Annotated in this window: 12 protein-coding genes; 5 read left to right on the forward strand and 7 right to left on the reverse strand. The window is 71.2% G+C overall.

Annotated elements, in window-relative coordinates:
• The first annotated feature begins 144 nt into the window (after positions 1–144).
• Positions 145–1,713: an APC family permease gene (locus AB0I82_RS26545; protein WP_363259842.1), complete on the forward strand. Its 1,569-nt coding sequence runs from the start codon at positions 145–147 to the stop codon at positions 1,711–1,713.
• 164 nt (positions 1,714–1,877) lie between these two features.
• Here AB0I82_RS26545 and AB0I82_RS26550 read toward each other — a convergent pair whose 3' ends face one another.
• Positions 1,878–3,410 (reverse strand): CehA/McbA family metallohydrolase, encoded by a 1,533-nt coding sequence (locus AB0I82_RS26550; RefSeq protein ID WP_363259843.1) that lies wholly within the window; start codon positions 3,408–3,410, stop codon positions 1,878–1,880.
• 162 nt (positions 3,411–3,572) lie between these two features.
• Here AB0I82_RS26550 and AB0I82_RS26555 point away from each other — a divergent pair, with 162 nt between their 5' ends.
• Together AB0I82_RS26555 and AB0I82_RS26560 are read left to right on the forward strand one after the other, a co-directional pair.
• A complete protein-coding gene (locus tag AB0I82_RS26555; RefSeq protein ID WP_363259844.1) occupies positions 3,573–4,397 on the forward strand; it encodes a TIGR03619 family F420-dependent LLM class oxidoreductase in 825 nt (274 codons plus the stop codon).
• A gap of 153 nt (positions 4,398–4,550) precedes the next feature.
• Positions 4,551–7,205, forward strand: a complete 2,655-nt coding sequence (locus tag AB0I82_RS26560) for a bifunctional FO biosynthesis protein CofGH (protein WP_363259845.1) — start codon at positions 4,551–4,553, stop codon at positions 7,203–7,205.
• A 71-nt stretch (positions 7,206–7,276) separates the two neighbouring features.
• Here the strand turns inward: AB0I82_RS26560 and AB0I82_RS26565 are convergent, their stop codons facing one another.
• A complete protein-coding gene (locus AB0I82_RS26565) occupies positions 7,277–7,534 on the reverse strand; it encodes a hypothetical protein (RefSeq protein WP_030261803.1) in 258 nt (85 codons plus the stop codon).
• Between the two features lie 235 nt (positions 7,535–7,769).
• Between AB0I82_RS26565 and AB0I82_RS26570 the strand changes: the two genes are divergently transcribed.
• A complete protein-coding gene (locus AB0I82_RS26570) occupies positions 7,770–8,891 on the forward strand; it encodes an ADP-ribosylglycohydrolase family protein (protein ID WP_363259846.1) in 1,122 nt (373 codons plus the stop codon).
• A gap of 52 nt (positions 8,892–8,943) precedes the next feature.
• Here the strand turns inward: AB0I82_RS26570 and AB0I82_RS26575 are convergent, their stop codons facing one another.
• The 5 genes from AB0I82_RS26575 to AB0I82_RS26595 form a co-directional block, all read right to left on the reverse strand.
• Complete coding sequence (locus AB0I82_RS26575) at positions 8,944–10,497, reverse strand: sodium:solute symporter family protein (protein WP_363259847.1); 1,554 nt, start codon at positions 10,495–10,497, stop codon at positions 8,944–8,946.
• 335 nt (positions 10,498–10,832) lie between these two features.
• A complete protein-coding gene (locus tag AB0I82_RS26580; RefSeq protein ID WP_363259848.1) occupies positions 10,833–12,101 on the reverse strand; it encodes a PLP-dependent aminotransferase family protein in 1,269 nt (422 codons plus the stop codon).
• A 333-nt stretch (positions 12,102–12,434) separates the two neighbouring features.
• Positions 12,435–12,644, reverse strand: coding sequence for a DUF397 domain-containing protein (locus AB0I82_RS26585; RefSeq protein WP_223734877.1), 210 nt, complete (start codon positions 12,642–12,644; stop codon positions 12,435–12,437).
• 199 nt (positions 12,645–12,843) lie between these two features.
• Positions 12,844–13,710, reverse strand: coding sequence for a helix-turn-helix transcriptional regulator (locus AB0I82_RS26590; RefSeq protein WP_030261813.1), 867 nt, complete (start codon positions 13,708–13,710; stop codon positions 12,844–12,846).
• 857 nt (positions 13,711–14,567) lie between these two features.
• Positions 14,568–15,329: a GPP34 family phosphoprotein gene (locus AB0I82_RS26595; RefSeq protein ID WP_223734875.1), complete on the reverse strand. Its 762-nt coding sequence runs from the start codon at positions 15,327–15,329 to the stop codon at positions 14,568–14,570.
• A gap of 224 nt (positions 15,330–15,553) precedes the next feature.
• On the opposite strand from AB0I82_RS26595, the gene AB0I82_RS26600 reads away from it, so the two are divergent.
• Entirely contained in the window at positions 15,554–18,196 is a 2,643-nt protein-coding gene (locus AB0I82_RS26600; protein ID WP_363259849.1) for a D-alanyl-D-alanine carboxypeptidase, read from the forward strand.
• Positions 18,197–18,216: the final 20 nt, after the last annotated feature.

An 18,216-nucleotide genomic window follows, 5' to 3' on the forward strand; every position in this document is an offset into this window, starting at 1 on the left:
ATTGGACCTTGCTGTTGTGTGACGGCGGCGCCACAGTGCCTGCTATTTGGCGAGTGTTAACGGCGGTTTCCCTTCGCATGCAAGGTTCAAGCTGCGGAGTTCGATCATCCGGATACGAATACAGCAGGGCTTAACGTCCTGTTCATGGTTCAGGTAGACCCCCGGCCGCCGGCCGGAGACACGGTGACGGGCGTCAATGGCGACGCATCGGACGGCACTCGCAGCAAGGGCCTCAGCGGTAACTCCGTAGGCCTGCTCGGCAGCGCCGTCATCGGTGTGTCCACCGTCGGACCCGTCTACTGTCTGACCTCGACCCTCGGGCCCACCGTGGGTGAGGTCGGCCTCCAGATGCCCGCCGTCTTCCTCGCGGGCTTCCTGCCGATGCTGCTGGTCGCGTTCGCGTACCGCGAGCTCAACAAGGCCGTGCCGGACTGCGGTACCTCCTTCACCTGGACGGTGAAGGCCTTCGGTCCCCGCATCGGCTGGATGTGCGGCTGGGGCCTGGTGATCGCGACGATCATCGTGCTCTCGAACCTCGCCGGCGTCGCCACCTCCTTCTTCTATCTCCTCCTCGGACAGCTCACCGGCAGCGAATCCATAGCGGCGCTGGACGGCAACAAGCCCGTCCACGTCCTGACCTGCCTGGCCTTCGTCGCCATCGCCACCGCGATCAGCTACCGCGGCGTGACCACCACCAAGGGCCTGCAGTACGCCCTGGTGGGCCTGCAGCTCGCCGTGCTCGTCGTCTTCGTCGCGATGGCGATCGTGAAGGCCCGGACCGGCGACTTCGCCGGCTCCATCGACTTCCAGTGGTCCTGGATGAACCCCTTCGAGGTGAAGTCCTTCGCGTCCTTCACCGCGGGGCTCTCCCTCTCGATCTTCATGTTCTGGGGCTGGGACACCTGCCTCACCGTGAACGAGGAGACCTCCGGCAGCGAGAAGACCCCCGGCCGCGCCGCGATGCTGGCCATGGTCGTGCTCATCGGCTCCTACCTGACCACCGCGGTGGCCGCGCAGATGTTCTCCGGCGTCGGCACCAAGGGCCTGGGCCTGGGCAACCCCGACACCTCGGACAACGTCTTCGCCGCCCTCGCCGGGCCGGTCATGGGCTCCGCCCTCGGCGTGCTGCTCTTCGTCGCCGTGCTCGCCTCGGCCGCCGCCTCCCTGCAGACCACGTTCATCCCGGTCGCCCGCACAGTCCTGGCGATGTCCACGTACGAGGCGCTGCCCGCCTCCTTCGCCCGGGTCCACCCGCGCTTCCAGTCGCCGGGCAAGGCCACCATCGCGGCGGGCATCGCCACCGGCCTCTTCTACGCCGTGATGACCTTCCTCAGCGAGAACGTCCTCGTCGACACGATCTACGCGCTCGGCCTCATGATCTGCTTCTACTACGCGATCACGGCCTTCGCCTGCGCCTGGTACTTCCGCGCCGAGCTGCGCAACTCCGCCCGCGACCTGATCTTCAAGGGCATCTTCCCGTTCCTCGGCGGCCTGCTCCTGACCGGCGTCTTCGTGAAGACCCTCATCGACATCTGGGACCCGGCCTACGGCACCGGCAGCTCCGTCTACGGCATCGGCTCGGTCTTCGTCATCGGCGTCGGCCTCCTCGCCCTCGGCCTGGTCATCATGCTGATCATGCAACGCCGCAGCCCGGCGTTCTTCCGGGGCGAGGTCCTTACTCGGAGTACTCCGGCGCTGGTGGTGGAGGACTGAGGCTGGGGGGCTGTGAGGCTGGGGGGCTGGGGGGCTGGGGGCTTTCCCCGCCACGCCGGGTGGGGCCTCCCCTCCCTGCCACGCCGGGTGGGGCCTCCCTTCTCCCCGCCGCCCCCGGGGGGCCTCCCCCCCCACCCCTCCCCCTCCCGTTTGTCGAGCGCTCCTCAGTCGTCCCCCAAGAACACCGGATTGGTCATGGCTGCCATCGGGCCCGGGAGGGCCCGATTCGTGGCTGGGTGACGGACCTCCGCGCGTATGTAGGCGGCGTTGTCGGGCGTGGTCTGCCAGGTGAGCGTGCCGGAGCCGGAGGGCGGCAGCGGTGCGGTGTGCCGCGTGCCCTGGTCCGTGACGAGGGAGACCGTGCAGCCCGGGGCGCCGGTGACCTCCAGACGGGCGGTCACCCGCGACGTACGGCCCACGCGGAGGCGTTCGCCGATGCCGGCATGGGCGCCGCGCTCGCCGGTGACGGAGAAGGCGAGGCCGACCCGGGCCGACTCGGCGATCCAGACGCGGCCGGCCCGTATGCCCGCCAGGATCGCCTCGCGGGAGAGGTCGTCGGCGAGGACGACGGTCTGCGGCAGGCCCACGACGTCCGGGTCGCGGTGGGCGTCGCTGTGGCCGACGGCCGGGAGCCAGGCGCCGCGGCCCTGGGCGTGCGCGACCAGCGTGTTGTCCCACTCGGCGAGGGTTACCTCGTCATCGGGGGTGTACGGGCCGTTCCACACCTCCACTGCGTCGGCCTCGTTCAGCCCGAACTTCCAGTTGCAGCCGATGCACGTGGCGTGCGGATGGGCCGGGATGACCAGGCCGCCGGCCCGGCGGACGGCGCGGGCGTACTTCCCGAAGGCGTTGTCCCGGGCGCGGTACCGCCAGTCCAGGAAGACGCCCGGGTCGGTGCCCATCGCGACGACATGGCCGTTGCGCGTAGTGATCTCCTCGCCGGTGAGGATGAGCAGGTCGTCTCCCCACAGGCCCTCCCACGCGCCGTGCGCGGAGGTGGTGTTGTGCTCGGTGGTGGTGAGGAAGTCCAGCCCCGCGGCGCGGGCGAGCGCGGCGATCTCGGCAGGGGTGCGCCTGCCGTCGGAGTGGATGCTGTGGAGGTGGTTGTCGCCTCTGTACCAGGCCCGGCCGCGGCCTTTGGCGCGCTGCGGTGGGTACACCGGCTTCGGCGTCTCGCCGGAGGCGCCGTACCGCAGGGTGACCGTGATCTCGTACCGCAGGCCCTGAGGAGCGACCGTGTACGGACCGAGGGCGATGTGCCACGTGCCGGGCCGGATCGGCCCCGGGAGATAGCCGGGCGTCGCGGCGTCGGCGCGGAGGAAGAACTCCGTGCGCGCGCCGCCGGACCAGCCGCGGAAGCCCGCACCGCCCAGCTCCGTGCCGCGCTGGTCGAAGATGCCGATGTCGCAGGCGTTGCCATTGGTGCCCTCGGGCACGGGCGGCTTGTCGTACGTGTACGAGACGGCGATCTCGCGGACACCGGGCGGGACTTCCACGGGGACGTACACGAAGTCCGGCGCGCCGGTCGGGAGATGGCCGGAGACGGTCCGGCTCTCGTCCGCCGGTCCGTCCGGTCCACCCGGTCCGCCCTGTCCACCCGCGCGCCCCTCGGCGCCTGCGAAGCTCACGGGGCCGAGCGTAAGGGCTCCCGCCGCGCCCGCGACGGCGCCGAGTCTCAAGATGTCTCGCCGGTCCATCGCCCCTCCTCCGCCAGTGTCTTCGGACGTTTTTCGCGTCATGTGAAAACTGTTGTACGCGGGTGTGACACGACGCGAAAGGCCTGTGGATAACTCGGCGACGGTGCGGCAACATGCGCCCACACGCCCTTGAACGGGGCTGCCGACGCGGAGGGACGGACCATGCGGATCGCGACCACGATCTTCCTCACCGACGAGACGATCCGGCCGGTGCGGCTGGCCCGCGAGCTGGAACAGCGCGGGTTCGCCGGGCTGTACCTGCCCGAGCACACCCACATCCCGGCCTCCCGCGACACCCCCGCGCCGATGGGCGAGCCGCTGCCGCGCGAGTACGGCCGCACCCTCGACCCGTTCGTCGCGCTCGGCCAGGCCGCGGCCGTCACCGAGCGGCTGGCGCTCGGCACGGGCATCACGCTGGTCGCCCAGCACGACCCGATCGGCCTCGCGAAGCAGGTCGCCACCCTGGACTTCCTCTCCGGCGGCCGGTTCACGCTGGGCGTCGGCTTCGGCTGGAACGTGGAGGAGGCCGCCGACCACGGAGTGGAGTGGTCCTCGCGGCGGGCGCTCGCCCGGGACAGGATCGCGCTGATGCGCGCCCTGTGGGCGGACGAACCGACCGCGTACGAGGGGACGTTCGGCTCCGTACGGGCGAGCCACGCGTACCCGAAGCCGACGAAGGGCGCGCCGCGCATCCTGGTGGGCGGCGGGGCCGGGCCCACACTGTTCGCGCACGCCGCGGAGTACGCGGACGGCTGGCTGCCGATCGGCGGGCGGGGGCTCACGGAGGCGCTGCCGGAGCTGCGCCGGGTGTGGGCCGAGGCCGGGCGCGAGGGGGAGCCGGTGGTCGTCCCGTACGGTGTGCGGCCCTTGGCCGGGAAGCTGGCGCACTTTCAGGAGCTGGGCATCGACGAGGTGGTGGTCCAGCTGCCGGCGGCGGGCGAGGGTGAGGTACTGCGGGCGCTGGACGCGTACGCGGAGTACCTGTGAGGCGCGGGGGGCGGGGCGCGACGGTGCCCGGGTGCCCCCGGATGTCTGCCCGGACGGTAGTCGGAGGGAACCTCCGTATGGCGTGATCATCCGCACACAAAACGGTCTCCGCGGTCCGTCGGCCGCCCCGGCACCCGCTCGTATCCTCGGAGGATGACTTCCAGCCCGCAGGGATCCGAGCAACCGCCGCAGGGACCCGAGCAGCCCCCGCAGGGAAACCGGCGCCCCGCGCCGACCGCGAACGCCATGCGCCGGGCGCTGAGGCGCGCGCGGGACGGCGTGGCGCTGGACGCGGCCGAGGCGGCCGTCCTCCTCCAGGCGCGCGGCGAGGACCTGGACGATCTGTGTGCCTCCGCCGCCCGGGTACGGGACGCGGGGCTCGACGCCGCGGGCCGCCCCGGCGTCATCACGTACTCCAAGAGCGTCTTCATCCCGCTCACCCGTCTGTGCCGCGACAAGTGCCACTACTGCACCTTCGCCACCGTGCCCGGCAAGCTGCGCCGCGAGGGGCACGGGATGTTCATGTCCCCGGACGAGGTCCTGGACATCGCCCGCCGCGGCGCCGAACTGGGCTGCAAGGAGGCCCTGATCACCCTCGGGGACAAGCCCGAGGACCGCTGGCCCGAGGCGCGCGAGTGGCTGGAGGCCGAGGGGTACGACGACACGCTCGCCTACGTGCGCGCGATGGCGATCCGCATCCTGGAGGAGACCGGGCTGCTGCCGCACCTGAACCCGGGCGTCATGTCCTGGACGGACTTCCAGCGGCTCAAGCCGGTCGCGCCCTCCATGGGCATGATGCTGGAGACCACCGCCGAGCGCCTGTGGAGCGAGCCGGGCGGCCCGCACTACGGGTCGCCCGACAAGGAGCCCGCCGTACGGCTGCGCGTCCTGGAGGACGCCGGCCGCAGCTCCGTGCCCTTCACCAGCGGACTGCTGATCGGCATCGGGGAGAACTACGAGGAGCGCGCGGAGTCACTGTTCGCGCTGCGCCGCGTCTCCCGTGCGTACCACGGCATCCAGGAGCTGATCATCCAGAACTTCCGCGCCAAGCCGGACACGGCGATGCGCGGGATGCCGGACGCGGAGCTGGACGACCTGGTCGCCACCGTGGCGGTCGCGCGGCACATCATGGGGCCGAGTGCGTGCCTTCAGGCGCCGCCCAACCTGGTGGACGCGGAGTACGGGCGGCTCATCGGGGCCGGCATCGACGACTGGGGCGGCGTCTCGCCGCTCACCCCGGACCACGTCAACCCCGAGCGCCCCTGGCCCCAGATCGAGGAGCTGGCCGCACGCTCCGCCGAGAGCGGCTTCCAGCTGAAGGAACGCCTCGCGGTGTACCCGGAGTTCGTGCTGCGCGGCGAGCCCTGGCTGGACCCGCGGCTGCTGCCGCACGTGCGGGCGCTCGCCGACCCCGAGACGGGCCTCGCGCGCGAGGACGCGGTGGTCGAGGGGCACCCCTGGCAGGAGCCGGACGAGGAGTTCTCGCTGCACGGCTCGGGCCGGACGGACCTGCACCGCACCATCGACACCGAGGGCCGCACCGGCGACCGCCGGAACGACTTCGACGAGGTGTACGGCGACTGGGAGGCGCTCCGTGAGGCCGCGGCGCCCGGGATGGCGCCCCAGCGCATCGACACCGACGTACGGGCCGCCCTGAAGCAGGCGGCCGACGATCCGACGAAGCTCACGGACGACGAGGCGCTGGCCCTCTTGCACGCCGACGGGCCGGCCCTGGATGCGCTGTGCGGCATCGCCGACGACCTCCGTAGGGCGACGGTCGGCGACGACGTGACGTACATCGTCACGCGCAACATCAACTTCACCAACGTCTGCTACACCGGCTGCCGGTTCTGCGCCTTCGCGCAGCGCCGTACGGACGCCGACGCGTACACCCTCTCGCTGGACCAGGTGGCCGACCGCGCGCAGCAGGCGTGGGACGTGGGCGCCACCGAGGTGTGCATGCAGGGCGGCATCCACCCCGATCTGCCCGGCACCGCGTACTTCGATATCGCGCGGGCGGTGAAGGAACGTGTCCCGGGGATGCACGTGCACGCGTACTCGCCCATGGAGGTCGTCAACGGCGCGACCCGTACGGGCATGTCCATCCGGGAGTGGCTGACCGCCGCCAAGGAGGCGGGGCTGGACACCATCCCCGGTACGGCCGCCGAGATCCTCGACGACGAGGTGCGCTGGGTGCTGACCAAGGGGAAGCTGCCCACCGCCACCTGGGTCGAGGTCATCAAGACGGCGCATGAACTGGGCATCCGCTCGTCCTCGACGATGATGTACGGGCACGTGGACCAGCCGCGTCACTGGCTGGGCCACCTGCGGCTGCTGGCCGACATCCAGAAGTCGGCGCTGGCCAAGAACGTCGAGGGCTTCACGGAGTTCGTGACGCTGCCGTTCATCCACACCAATGCGCCGGTTTACCTCGCCGGCATCGCCCGACCGGGGCCCACCTCGCGCGACAACCGTGCGGTGACCGCGATGGCACGGTTGCTGCTGCACCCGTACATCCCGAACATCCAGACCAGCTGGGTCAAGCTCGGCACCGAGGGTGCGGCCGAGATGCTGCGCTCGGGCGCCAATGACCTGGGCGGCACGCTCATGGAAGAGACGATCTCCCGGATGGCCGGGTCGAGCTACGGCTCCTACCGGTCGGTGCGCGATCTGGTCGCCATCGCCGAGGCGGCCGGGCGCCCGGCCCGGGCCCGTACGACCACGTACGGGCCGGTGTCCGAGGAGCGCCAGGAGGCGGCCCGGCGCTCCGACGGCCACCTGCCGGAGCTGCTGCCCGTACTGGACTAGCCGGCGCCCGTACGGAAGCGACGACGCGAGGGGCCTCCGGAGACGCTCCGGAGGCCCCTCGTGGCTCGTTCTCACCCCTCCCCGCTGTGCTCCGTCTCGTGCTGGAGGATGCACTGCTGCCAGCGTGCGAGGGCCTCGGCCCGGTCGCCGCCGGCATCCTCCGCCGCGGTGATGAGCGCGTCGGCGGCCATCGCCGCGAGCCGTACGGCGATATGGCAGGTGTCGCGCTGGGGGAGCGGGCGCAGCAGCTCCACCGCCCCCTCGCTGTCCCCGGCCAGCGCGCACGCGACGACGGCCATGGTCGTGCGGTCCCACTCGTACTCGGACATGGTCGGAGCATGCCCACACCAGGGGCGGAGGATGACTCCTGGGCCGATATTGCACAGGTGACCGGAAAGTTCCGGTAACGATCAAAAGCCGCCTCTGGGGCGCCTCTTCGCATTCCCTTCCTGCCCGTTAGTGGCCGAAACCCTGTCGATTACAGTGCCCTGCGTCAGCGAGCGTCAGAAGGGCGTCGGGAGCGGCAGCACGGGTCCAGGAGGGCACAGTGCCAGGAGGGACACAGTGAGCGCAGCGGGCGGCGGGAACGCCATCTGGGGCCGCGCCGAGCAGCAGGACTTCCGCAGCCGGGTGCGTGGCTGCCTGCTGGGCGGCGCGATCGGCGACGCGCTCGGCGCGGGCGCCGCGCACGCCTCGCTCGACGCCCTCCGACAGGCACACGGCGCCGAGGGGCTCACGGACTACGCCGTGGTTTTCGGTCAGCGCGGCGCCATCACGGACGCCACCCAGCTCACCCTCTTCACCGTCGACGGCCTCATACGGGCCCAGGTACGCCGCGACACCGGCGCCTGGCACCCGCCCACCGACCTGTACCGCGCCTACCGGCGCTGGGCCGTCACACAGCACGACTGGGGCCCGGACGAGCGCCGTACGGACGACGGCTGGCTGGCCCGCGAGGAGTGGCTGTACGCCCGCCGCGACCCGGCCCGCGAGTGCCTCACCGGCCTCGGTGACGGCGTCATGGGCACCCTGGACGCGCCCCGCAACCCGCAGGCGAACGGGGGCGGCGCCGCCATGCGCTCGGCCCCCTTCGGGCTGCTCGTCGGCTGGGAGCCGCAGCTGGTCTTCCAGCTCGCCGTGGAGTGCGCGGCGCAGACCCACGGCCATCCCACCGGCTATCTCGCGGCCGGCGCGCTCGCCGTCATCACCCACTCCCTCGCCCGCGGCGAGGACCTCGACAGCGCCGTCCAGAAGGCGCTGGCGCACCTGGCCACCCGTCCCGGCCACGACGAGACCACCGACGCGCTCAAGCGGGCGCTGGGCGCCGTACGGCAGGGCATGCCGACCCCCGCCCGGGTCGAGTCGCTGGGCGAGGCCGGACACGCCGCCGGCGCGCTGGCCATCGCCGTGTACTGCGCGCTGGTCGCGGAGGACATCCGGCACGGGCTGCTGCTCGCGGTCAACCACGGCGGCGCCTCCGACCTCACCGGCGCGATGTGCGGCAACCTCCTCGGCACTCTGCACGGCGAGACGGCGCTGCCGCCGGTCTGGCTGGTCGAGCTGGAGGGCCGCGCCACCGTCCTCCAGCTCGCCGACGACTTCGCCATGGAGATGACCCAGGGCCCCGCGCTCCACGGACCCGGCAACTCGGCACCGGGGTGGCTGGCGCGGTACCCGAGGGCGTGAGCCCGAAGCGCTGCTCCGTTACGGGCACAGCGGCGCGCCCCGGGTACGGCGGCTACACCGGCTTCTTCTGGTCCTGCGGAGCGGCCTGCTCGGGTACGGCGAGCGCCGCCGCACCGGGACCGTCGTCGTCCCCGTCGGAGTTGATCCGGGCCAGTACCGCGTCCCGCTCCGGCGTGGCCTCCGGCTTCACCAGCCCGATCAGCACGAAGAGGACGAGCGAGACGGCGACCGGCGAGACGATCTGGATCTGCAGCGAGACGTCGGCGATCCCGTAGTTCGTCAGCCAGAAGGCGAAGAGGCCCGCCGCCCAGGAGGTCAGCGCCGCGACCGGCCCCGACCTGCGGAAGACCGGCAGCATGCCCAGCAGGAACGGGATCGAGATCGGCCCCACCAGACCGGCCACCCACTTGATCACGACCGAGATGATGCCGGCGAAGGCCGGCGAGTTCACCTGCGTCGCGATCGCCATCGACAGCCCGAGGAAGGCCAGGGTGGACAGCCGCGCGGCCACCAGGCCCGCCCGGTGCGACCAGTCGCGCGCCTTCGCCGAGACGGCCGGCGCGATGTCCCGGGTGAACACCGCGGCGATCGCGTTGGCGTCCGACGAGCACATCGCCATCGTGTGCGAGAAGAAGCCCACGATGACCAGCCCCAGCAGCCCGTGCGGCAACAGGTGCTCGGTGAGCAGCGCGTACGAGTCCGACGCGTCCGGCTTCTGCGCCTTCACGAGCAGCGGCGCGACCCACATGGGGAAGAACAGCACCGCAGGCCATACGAACCACAGCGCGGCCGACAAGAGGGCCGAGCGCCGCGCCTCACGGGCGCTGCTCGTCGCCATGTAGCGCTGCGCCTGGTTCCACATGCCGCCGCTGTACTCGAAGGTCTTGATGAACAGGTACGCGAGCAGGAAGGTCAGCGTGTACGGGCCGACGGTCGGCTGCGTGTGGGTGTCCGGCAGGTCGTCCCACACCGTCCACAGCGCGCTGACGCCGCCCAGCTCGGCCAGCACGGTCACCAGCATCGCCACACCCGCCAGCAACTGGATGACGAACTGCCCCAGTTCGGTGAGCGCGTCCGCCCAGAGCCCGCCGACCGTGCAGTAGACGGCCGTGACCGCACCCGTGATCAGGATGCCCTGGTTCAGCGACACCCCGGTGAACACGGACAACAGGGTCGCGATCGCGGCCCACTTGGCGCCCACGTCCACGATCTTCAGCAGTACGCCGGACCAGGCGAGCGCCTGCTGTGTGGGGAGGTTGTAGCGGGTCTTCAGGTATTCGAGCGGCGAGGCGACGTGCAACCGGGAGCGCAGCCGGTTGAGCCGGCCGGCGAAGAGCCTGGCCCCGATGGCGATGCCGATCGCGATGGGGAAGGACCAGGTGACGTACGAGGTGATGCCGTACTGGTAGGCGATGCCCGCGTACCCGGTGAACATCACGGCGCTGTACCCGGACATGTGGTGCGAGATGCCGGACAGCCACCAGGGCATCCGGCCGCCCGCGGTGAAGAAGTCGCTCACGTTGTCGACGCGTTTGTGCGACCACAGGCCAATGGCGACCATGACGCCGAAGTATCCGATGAGTACAGCCCAGTCGAGACCGTTCATGCCCCCTCCAAGGGGTCCGCCTTGTGAACGTGCAAGAACGCAACAGCACTTCGCCTCGGCGGCGCCCCCGTGCGGGAGTTGGGGACTCCGGGGATTGAATCGTTCGTACGGGGGCCGGTCAAGAGGGTTCGCGGGTCATGGATATGAACTTCAGTCACCTAACCGAACATTTTTACTCTCTCTTGACCCTGTGCCTCGTTGTCGTGCCCGCGGCGGCGCCCGCACCATGAGCGGACACTTCGCCGGGCTCTGCACAGCAAAAAGCACCGCACGGGAGCGGGATCCCGTGCGGTGCATGAGAGGAGGGCGTATACGGAGCCGTATACGGAAGGGCGTCAGCGCAGGGCCGCGCCCAGCCGTCGCAGCCCCTCCCGGATCTCCTCCGGGGAGTGCGTCACGAAGGACAGCCGCATCGTCGCCGTGTCGGCCTGCCCCGCGAAGAAGGGCGCCCCCGGGACGTACGCGACGTCGTGCTCGATCGCCGACGGCAGCAGCTCCGCCGCGTCGTACCCGGCCGGCAGCTGCGCCCACGCGAACATGCCGCCCGTGGGCCGGTTCCAGCGCGAGCCCTCGGGGAGCGCGTCGCCCAGCCCCGCGAGCAGCGCGTCCCGCCGCTCGCGGTACGCGACCCGCACCCGGTCCAGGTGCGCGGCCAGGTCGGCGTGCGCCAGATAGTGCGCCGTGGCCGCCTGGTCGATGGTCGAGGTGTGCAGGTCGGCGGCCTGCTTGGCGATCACGCAGGCGCGCCGCAGTGCGGCGGGCGCGCGCAGCCAGCCCAGCCGCAGCCCCGGCGACATGATCTTGGAGAACGAGCCGAGCAGCGCCGTACGGTCCTCGGCGCCCGGGTAGGTCGCCACCCACGGCACCGGCTCGCCCTCGAAGCGCAGCTCCCCGTACGGGTCGTCCTCCACGATCCACAGCCCGCGGCGCGCCGCCACCGCGCCGATCGCGGCACGGCGCTCGGCGGGCAGCGTGCGCCCGGTCGGGTTCTGGAACGTCGGCACGGTGTACAGCAGCTTCGGCCGCTCCCGCGCGACGATCTCGTCCAGCGCCTCGGGGTCCAGCCCGTCGTCGTCGCACGGCACGGACACCACCCGGGCGCCCGCGAACGAGAAGATCTGCAGGGCCGCGAGGTAACAGGGCGCCTCCACCACGACCGTGTCACCCGGCTCCAGCAGCGCGGTCGACAGCAGCGTGAGGCCCTGCTGCGAGCCGGTGGTGATCAGCAGGTCGTCGGGGTCGGTGGCCAGGCCGCGCGCCGTGGCCCGCTCGGCGACGATCCCGCGCAGCGCCGGGTCGCCCTCGGAGGTCGAGTACTGCAACACCTGCTGCGGACGGTCCGCCAGTACGTGCCGAAAGGCGTCGGCGATGCCGTCCGCGTCGAACAGCTCCGGAGCCGGCAGCCCACCGGCGAACGAGATCACCTCGGGCCGCGCCGTCAGCGCCAGAATCTCCCGCACGGGCGAGGCCCCGGTCCGCGACGCCCGCCCGGCGAGCCCGGGGACAGGCGCTGCGGGTACGGAACCGGCGGCGAATTCGGCGGAAGCGGCCAGGGATACGGCCGTGGAGGCGGTCGTGGCAGTGGCGGATGCGGCTCCGGGCATGGTGGCTGGCTCCAATCGCTCGTCTCGCGCTCACGCCGTTAACCGGCGTTAGCTGCAAGGTGCAGGGAGCTTATGTCTCCGGATATACGTCTCGCACAGGTATCCGCATTGTGGGCACTCCTGGGGCTCCTGCGAGCTCCAACTTCCCCCGGGGGAGGCGGCGTCGGGGGAGGTGCGACGCCGGACGGGGAAGGCCGAGCCCCCTCGGCCGGGACGGCGATCCAGTCGAGAGGGCCCGTTGCGGTGGTGCGGTGTGGTGAGGCGATGGAGCTGTGGAGTTGTGTGGATCTGGGTGCGGAATGCGGACTTCTGAGGGGCTGGACGGCGGGCCGCTCAGGCCACGTCGTACGTACCGGCGCCGACCTCCGCCACGAACGTGCTCCAGGCGGCGGTGTCGAACGTCAGCCGGGGGCCGTCGGGGTCCTTGGAGTCGCGCACCGCGATGGCCTCGGCGGCCGGCACGGCGATCTCGACACAGGCGCCGTTGCCGCCGGAGTACGAGGACTTCGTCCAGGAAAATGCGGAATTGGGCTTGGTTGCCATGTTTACTCCGACTCGCTCTGGGTTGCCGCGACTTGGCGCGGATTCGGTATGCATGACGCTACGCGCCAACATCACCGACGCCAGAGGGGTATCACCCATCTGTATGGCATATTCCTTGATCTCTTTTCAAGGGGGCCGGCGCAGGTGTACTGTGCCCGCTTCCTTTCCGGGAGGCCCCTGGGAAGCTCCGGGAAAGCCGCTACCGCGTGCTGTCGGCGTGCTGCTTGGCGGCTTCGGCGATGAACTCCCGGCTCTGATCGGCGTTGAGCGCCTGGGCCCGCAGATGCTCGTACATGATCGTGTACTTGTGCACGTCGTTGGTCTTCTCCAGGTACAGGTCGCTCGTGACGCCCTCGATGTAGACCACGCTGGAGTCGGCCGCGTCGTCGAACTCCAGGATCGAGAACGTGCCGGACATCCCGGCGTGCGCGCCCGTGTCGTACGGCAGCACCTGGACCGTCACGTGCGGCAGCTTGCTGATCTCCACGAGGTGTTCCAGCTGCTCGCGCATGATGAGGTGGCTGCCGACGACGCGGCGCAGCGCGCTCTCGTCCAGCACGACCCACAGCCGCAGCGGGGTGTGCGGATCACTGACCCGCTCCTGGCGCCGCATGCGCACCTGGATGCGCTTCTCCAACTGGTCCGGCGCCAGCTCCGGGACGGTCCCCGGGATCACCGCCTCCGCGTAACCGGGGGTCTGCAGCAGGCCCGGCACGAGCAGCGATTCGTACACCCGCAGCGAGGCGGCCTCGGTCTCCAGGCCGATGTAGACGCTGTACGGGATGTCGCCGAAGGCGTGCCACCAGCCTTGCTGGCGCGAATCCTTCGCCATCTGCATCAGCGAATCGACGATGCGGTGATCCTCGACTTCGTACACCCCGCAGAGGTCTCGGACGTCGCGCTGGCTGATGCTGCGGCGGCCGTTCTCGAGCCTGCTGATCTTCGATTGCGAGACCAGCAGCCGCTCCGCGACCTCCTCCGCGGTCATGCCCTTGAGCTCCCGGAGCCTGCGCAGCTCCTGGCCCAACCGGCGTCGCCTGACGGTGGGATTCACATTGGACGCCACGGGACGTGCACCTCCGGCTCCGGACTGCTGTTTTTTCCTGTTCAGCAGATTGCCACCACCGGTCGGCGCCGCGCTGGGAAATGGCCGGACAAGGTAGGCACAGGTACGAGACGCCCTACGGGATGCGCGGGGCCGGACGGCGCCCGCTGCTACGTACGGGCGGATACCGGGAGGGCGTACGGGGGCGTGTACGCGGGCGTGTACGGGCGCGGAAGCGGAATCGGCGTCCGGGGTCGTGGGCCGGGGACCTGGAAGGCGGTGTGCGGCCCGTACGCGCCTGCTGGGGGGCCGCGGGAGCGCCGCTGGGGCGCCGGGCCTGCAGGCGGCCGAGGAGGGCCGGAAAAGGGCTCGAAAAGGAGCGCGGGGTGGCGGGCCCGCCGTCGTCCAGAACGGCAGGTCCACCACCCCGCGCCTGTTGCGGCTCCCGGACGGGATCTGGGGACGGTGCTGCGGTGTGTTGCCGGGTGCTGCGTTGCCGGCTGTTCGGCCGCCGGGTACTGCGTGTTGGCGGTCGGTTCGGCGCCGGGCGCTACGTTGTCGGTACTGCGGTCGTGCGTGAGGGGTGCTGCTGCGGACGGGGTGGGTCGGCGCGGACAGCCGTCGCGCGCTGCCTGCCGCGCGAGCGCTGCTCGTGCCGGTGCCGCCCTGGGGTCGGCGGCGTCCTGCTGCTGTCCCGTCCTGTGAGGCGCGTCCGGTTCCTGTCCGTCCCGGTTCTGTCCGTACCGGTCCTGTCTGCCCCGGAAGCTGTCCGTTCTGCCCCGGGAACTGTCTGTCCCGGGGGCCTGTCCGTCCGGTCCTGTCCGTACCGGGGTGCTGTCCGTACGGTGCTGTCCGTACAGGGTGTGCTGTCTACCTGGCTAACGGGCGCCGACGCGGGCCATGCTGCCCCGCATGGGCTGCGCCGGAACGCCTGGCGTCCCGTCCGTGGCCCGGGCGGCCGGCTGCCGGCCGGCTCCGGGGCCCGGCCCCGCTGCCGTTGCGCGCCTCGGCTGCGCCGCGACGCCGTTCTGCACGTCCATGACGGCGTGCGCGACCAGCCCGCCCATGGGGTCGTGCCGGATGAGATCCCGGAGGCGGGAGCGCGATGAACGCCCCTCGTTCCCGGGGTAGAGGTGCTTGCCGAGGCCGACCGCGTGGGCCAGTGCGGCGAGCGCCGCGGTCCGCGGGTCCGGTGGTACGCCGGTGCGGATCGCGTTGTCCAGCCGGGCCCTGATTTCCCGGCTGATGGCCGTGTCCGTCGCTTGGTAGCGAGTCGTCGGCAGTACTCCGCACATCTGACCCGCCACGGCATGCACCATGCCGCACCGCTCCAGATGCGTGAGGTAGGTCTGGCGCAGCCCCAGTCGGGGCCCGCCGATCCAGTGGACCGCGCGCACCGGGCTGCCGCGCCGTCGCAGCAACTCGAGCGCCGAATCCAGTGTCGGATCTCCAGTCGGCCGTGGCAGTACCACGGCGATACGATCCCCGTCAGGGGCTATCCGTCCCGCCAGAGCCAGCTCCACTAGCTGGGCCCCGGCCAGACCGAGGTCGAGCGACTGCGGCTGCGCTGTGGTTCCCGTGGCCGGGTCCAAAGCGAGCAGCAGAAGCTCCTCCGGAATTGTTCTGCGGCTCCTGCCCATCCATGCCTCCCCGCGTGGATGAATGACAGGGTGACCCCTCTCACATTCATCTGTCGAGAGTGCGTGGGTGATTCGGCAGGGAACCGGTAGGTATGTCGTTCTCGTCTACTGCGTGGGCGACAGCCTCCGAGGGCGGGGCGCGAGCCCCGGACAGCGCGGCGGCGCAGCCGCGCTTCTCGCACACAGGACACTTGGCAACACTGGGCAGATCAGCAGCGCGACGTATGAAGGAGATACCGGTGGCGGGCGAGTCCCCCGACAGGTCGGAGCAGAAGCAGTCGTCGGGGGAGACGGCGGAGAGCGAACGCGATCCGCGGCTCGCGGTCCTCCGTGATGCACCGACGGATACGGAGACGTCCGGGAAGGCATCCGAGTCCGGCGAGGCATCCGAGGAGGCGTCCACGGAACCGCCCACGGAGACGCCCGCGGAGCCGGATTCGGTTGCGGCGACCGGGGAGAAGAGCGATTCCGATTCCGAGGGCGACCGGGACGGCCGGGAAGGCGGCCGGGACGGCGGCGAGGAAGGCGGCCAGGGCGGCGAGGGCGGCGAGGGCGGCGATGCCCGGCTGAAGGCGGCGGTGGCCGCTTGGGTGGCCGGCAAGGACGCCTCGGACGCCCCGGGTGACGCGGGTGACGCGGAGAGCGCGGAGTCGAGCGAGGGTGCCCCTGAGGGCGCTTCTGACACCTCTGAGGCCTCTGAGGGCGGCGATGCCGCCGAGGGCAAGAGTGAGGGCAAGGGCGAGGGCGAGGCCGGCGCGGAGACCGGTGGCGCGGCCGAGGCCGACCCCGAAGCGGAGTCCGCGCTGCCCGTGCGGAAGCCCGGCGGCAAGGCCAAGAAGGGCGCCGCCCAGCCGGACCAGCCGACGGCCGTCTTCGGCACCGTGGCCCCGAAGCCGGCCCCGGCCGATGACGCCACCCGAGTGTTTGCTGCCGTAAAGCCGAAGGGTGAGAAGAAGGCCTCCGCCGAGGCCACCGAGAAGGCCGCCGAGAAGGACCCGGAGAGCGGCGCCAAGAAGGACGCGGAGGCCCGTAAGGCCACCGCGGCTGCCATCCCCAAGCGCTCCGAGATCGCGAAGAAGGCCGAAGCCGCCGCCACGTCCAAGGACAAGGACACCGAGTCCACCGGCAGCGAGGCCAAGAAGGACGCGAAGGCGGACGCCAAGACGGGCGCCGCCAAGAAGGACGCCGAGGACAGCAAGGCATCCGAGGACAACAAGGCGCCCAAGGCCGCCGAGAAGCCCGGTAAGGAAGACGCCAAGCAGCCCGGCAAGGAAAAGGACGACGCCGAGAAGTCCGGCAAGGGCAAGGGCGCCCTCGAGCGGGACGCCGAGCGGACCAGCCAGTTCGTCGCGCTGAAGTCGGCCGACGAGCGGCCGGTCAAGCCGCCGAAGCCGGTCGGCAAGGAGGTCGCCAAGCCGTCCGGCAAGCCCGGCGCCGCCCCGCTCCCGCCGGCCGCCGAGGCCCCGGCCCCGGCGAGCCCCAGCCCGCAACCGGCCGCACAGCCGTCCGCCGCCGCTCAGCCGCCCTCCGCCGCCCCCGAAGGCGCCCCGCTGCCCGAATCCGAGCGGACGAAGCAGCAGCCGCTGCCCCCGCTCGACCTGCTCGCGCAGCTCACCAACACCCCGCCGCCGCCCGAGACTCCGATCCGTACCATCGTGCGGCGGTTCAAGATCTGGACCCCGCTGGTCCTGCTGCTCCTGCTGGTCTTCGTGATCGTGCAGGCCGTGCGCCCGCTCCCGGACCCGACGCTCGCGCTGACCTCGGACGCCACGTACTCCTTCGACGGCGGCAAGCCGTCCCTGCCCTGGCCGACCGAGGGCCAGGCGTACGTCGAGGTGTCCGGCCTGGGCCCGATCGGTTCGTACGGCGAGCAGAAGCCGATCCCGATCGGCAGCGTGGCCAAGACGATGACCGCGTACATCATCATGCGCGACCACCCGCTGAAGCCCGGCAAGAAGGGCGACATGATCCGGGTGGACAAGCAGGCCGAGGAGGACGGCAAGAAGGGCGCCGGGCACGGTGACGAGTCGGTCCTCGACACCGTCAAGGAAGGCGATTACATCTCGCAGAAGGACGCGCTGTCCGCGGTCATGATCCCCTCCGCGAACAACATCGCCCGGCTGCTGGCCCGTTGGGACGCCGGTTCCCAGGAGGCGTTCGTCAAGAAGATGAACGCCACCGCCAAGGACCTCGGCATGAAGAACACCACGTACACCGACCCCAGCGGTCTGATCGAGACCACCGTCAGCACCGCCCAGGACCAGGTGAAGCTGGGCAAGAAGGCGATGGAGATCCGCTCGCTGGTGGACATCACCAAGCTGCCGACGTGGACCGACCCCTCCGGCAAGACCTGGCGGAACTTCAACACCCTGCCGCCGTACAACAACGCCATCGGCCTCAAGACCGGCTCCACCTCGAAGGCGGGCGGCAACCTGCTCTTCGCCGGTACGCAGCAGGTCGGTGACACGACGCAGCTGATCGTCGGCGCGGTGCTCGGCCAGCACCGGCCGCCGATCATCGACACCGCCAACGCCATCAGCAAGGACCTGCTCACGACCACCCAGGGCGCCCTGGAGGACCGTACGGTCGTGAAGGAGGGCGATGTCGTCGGCGTGGTGGACGACGGTCTCGGCGGCACCACGCCGGTCGTGGCGACCGAGGACCTCAAGGCGGTCGGCTGGAACGGCCTGACGGTCAAGCTGGGGCTGACGGACAAGGGCAAGGCCATCCCGCACACGGCGAAGGCCGGCACGAAGGTCGGCGTGCTGACGGCGGGCAGCGGTCCGGGCCAGGCCACGGTCCCGGTGGCACTCCAGAAGGACCTCGCCGAACCGACCTTCGGCGCGAAGCTCACCCGCGTGGGCTGATCGCCGGATCGTCCCGTACG

This window comes from Streptomyces sp. NPDC050315 (genome assembly GCF_040655775.1).
Lineage (GTDB): Bacteria > Actinomycetota > Actinomycetes > Streptomycetales > Streptomycetaceae > Streptomyces.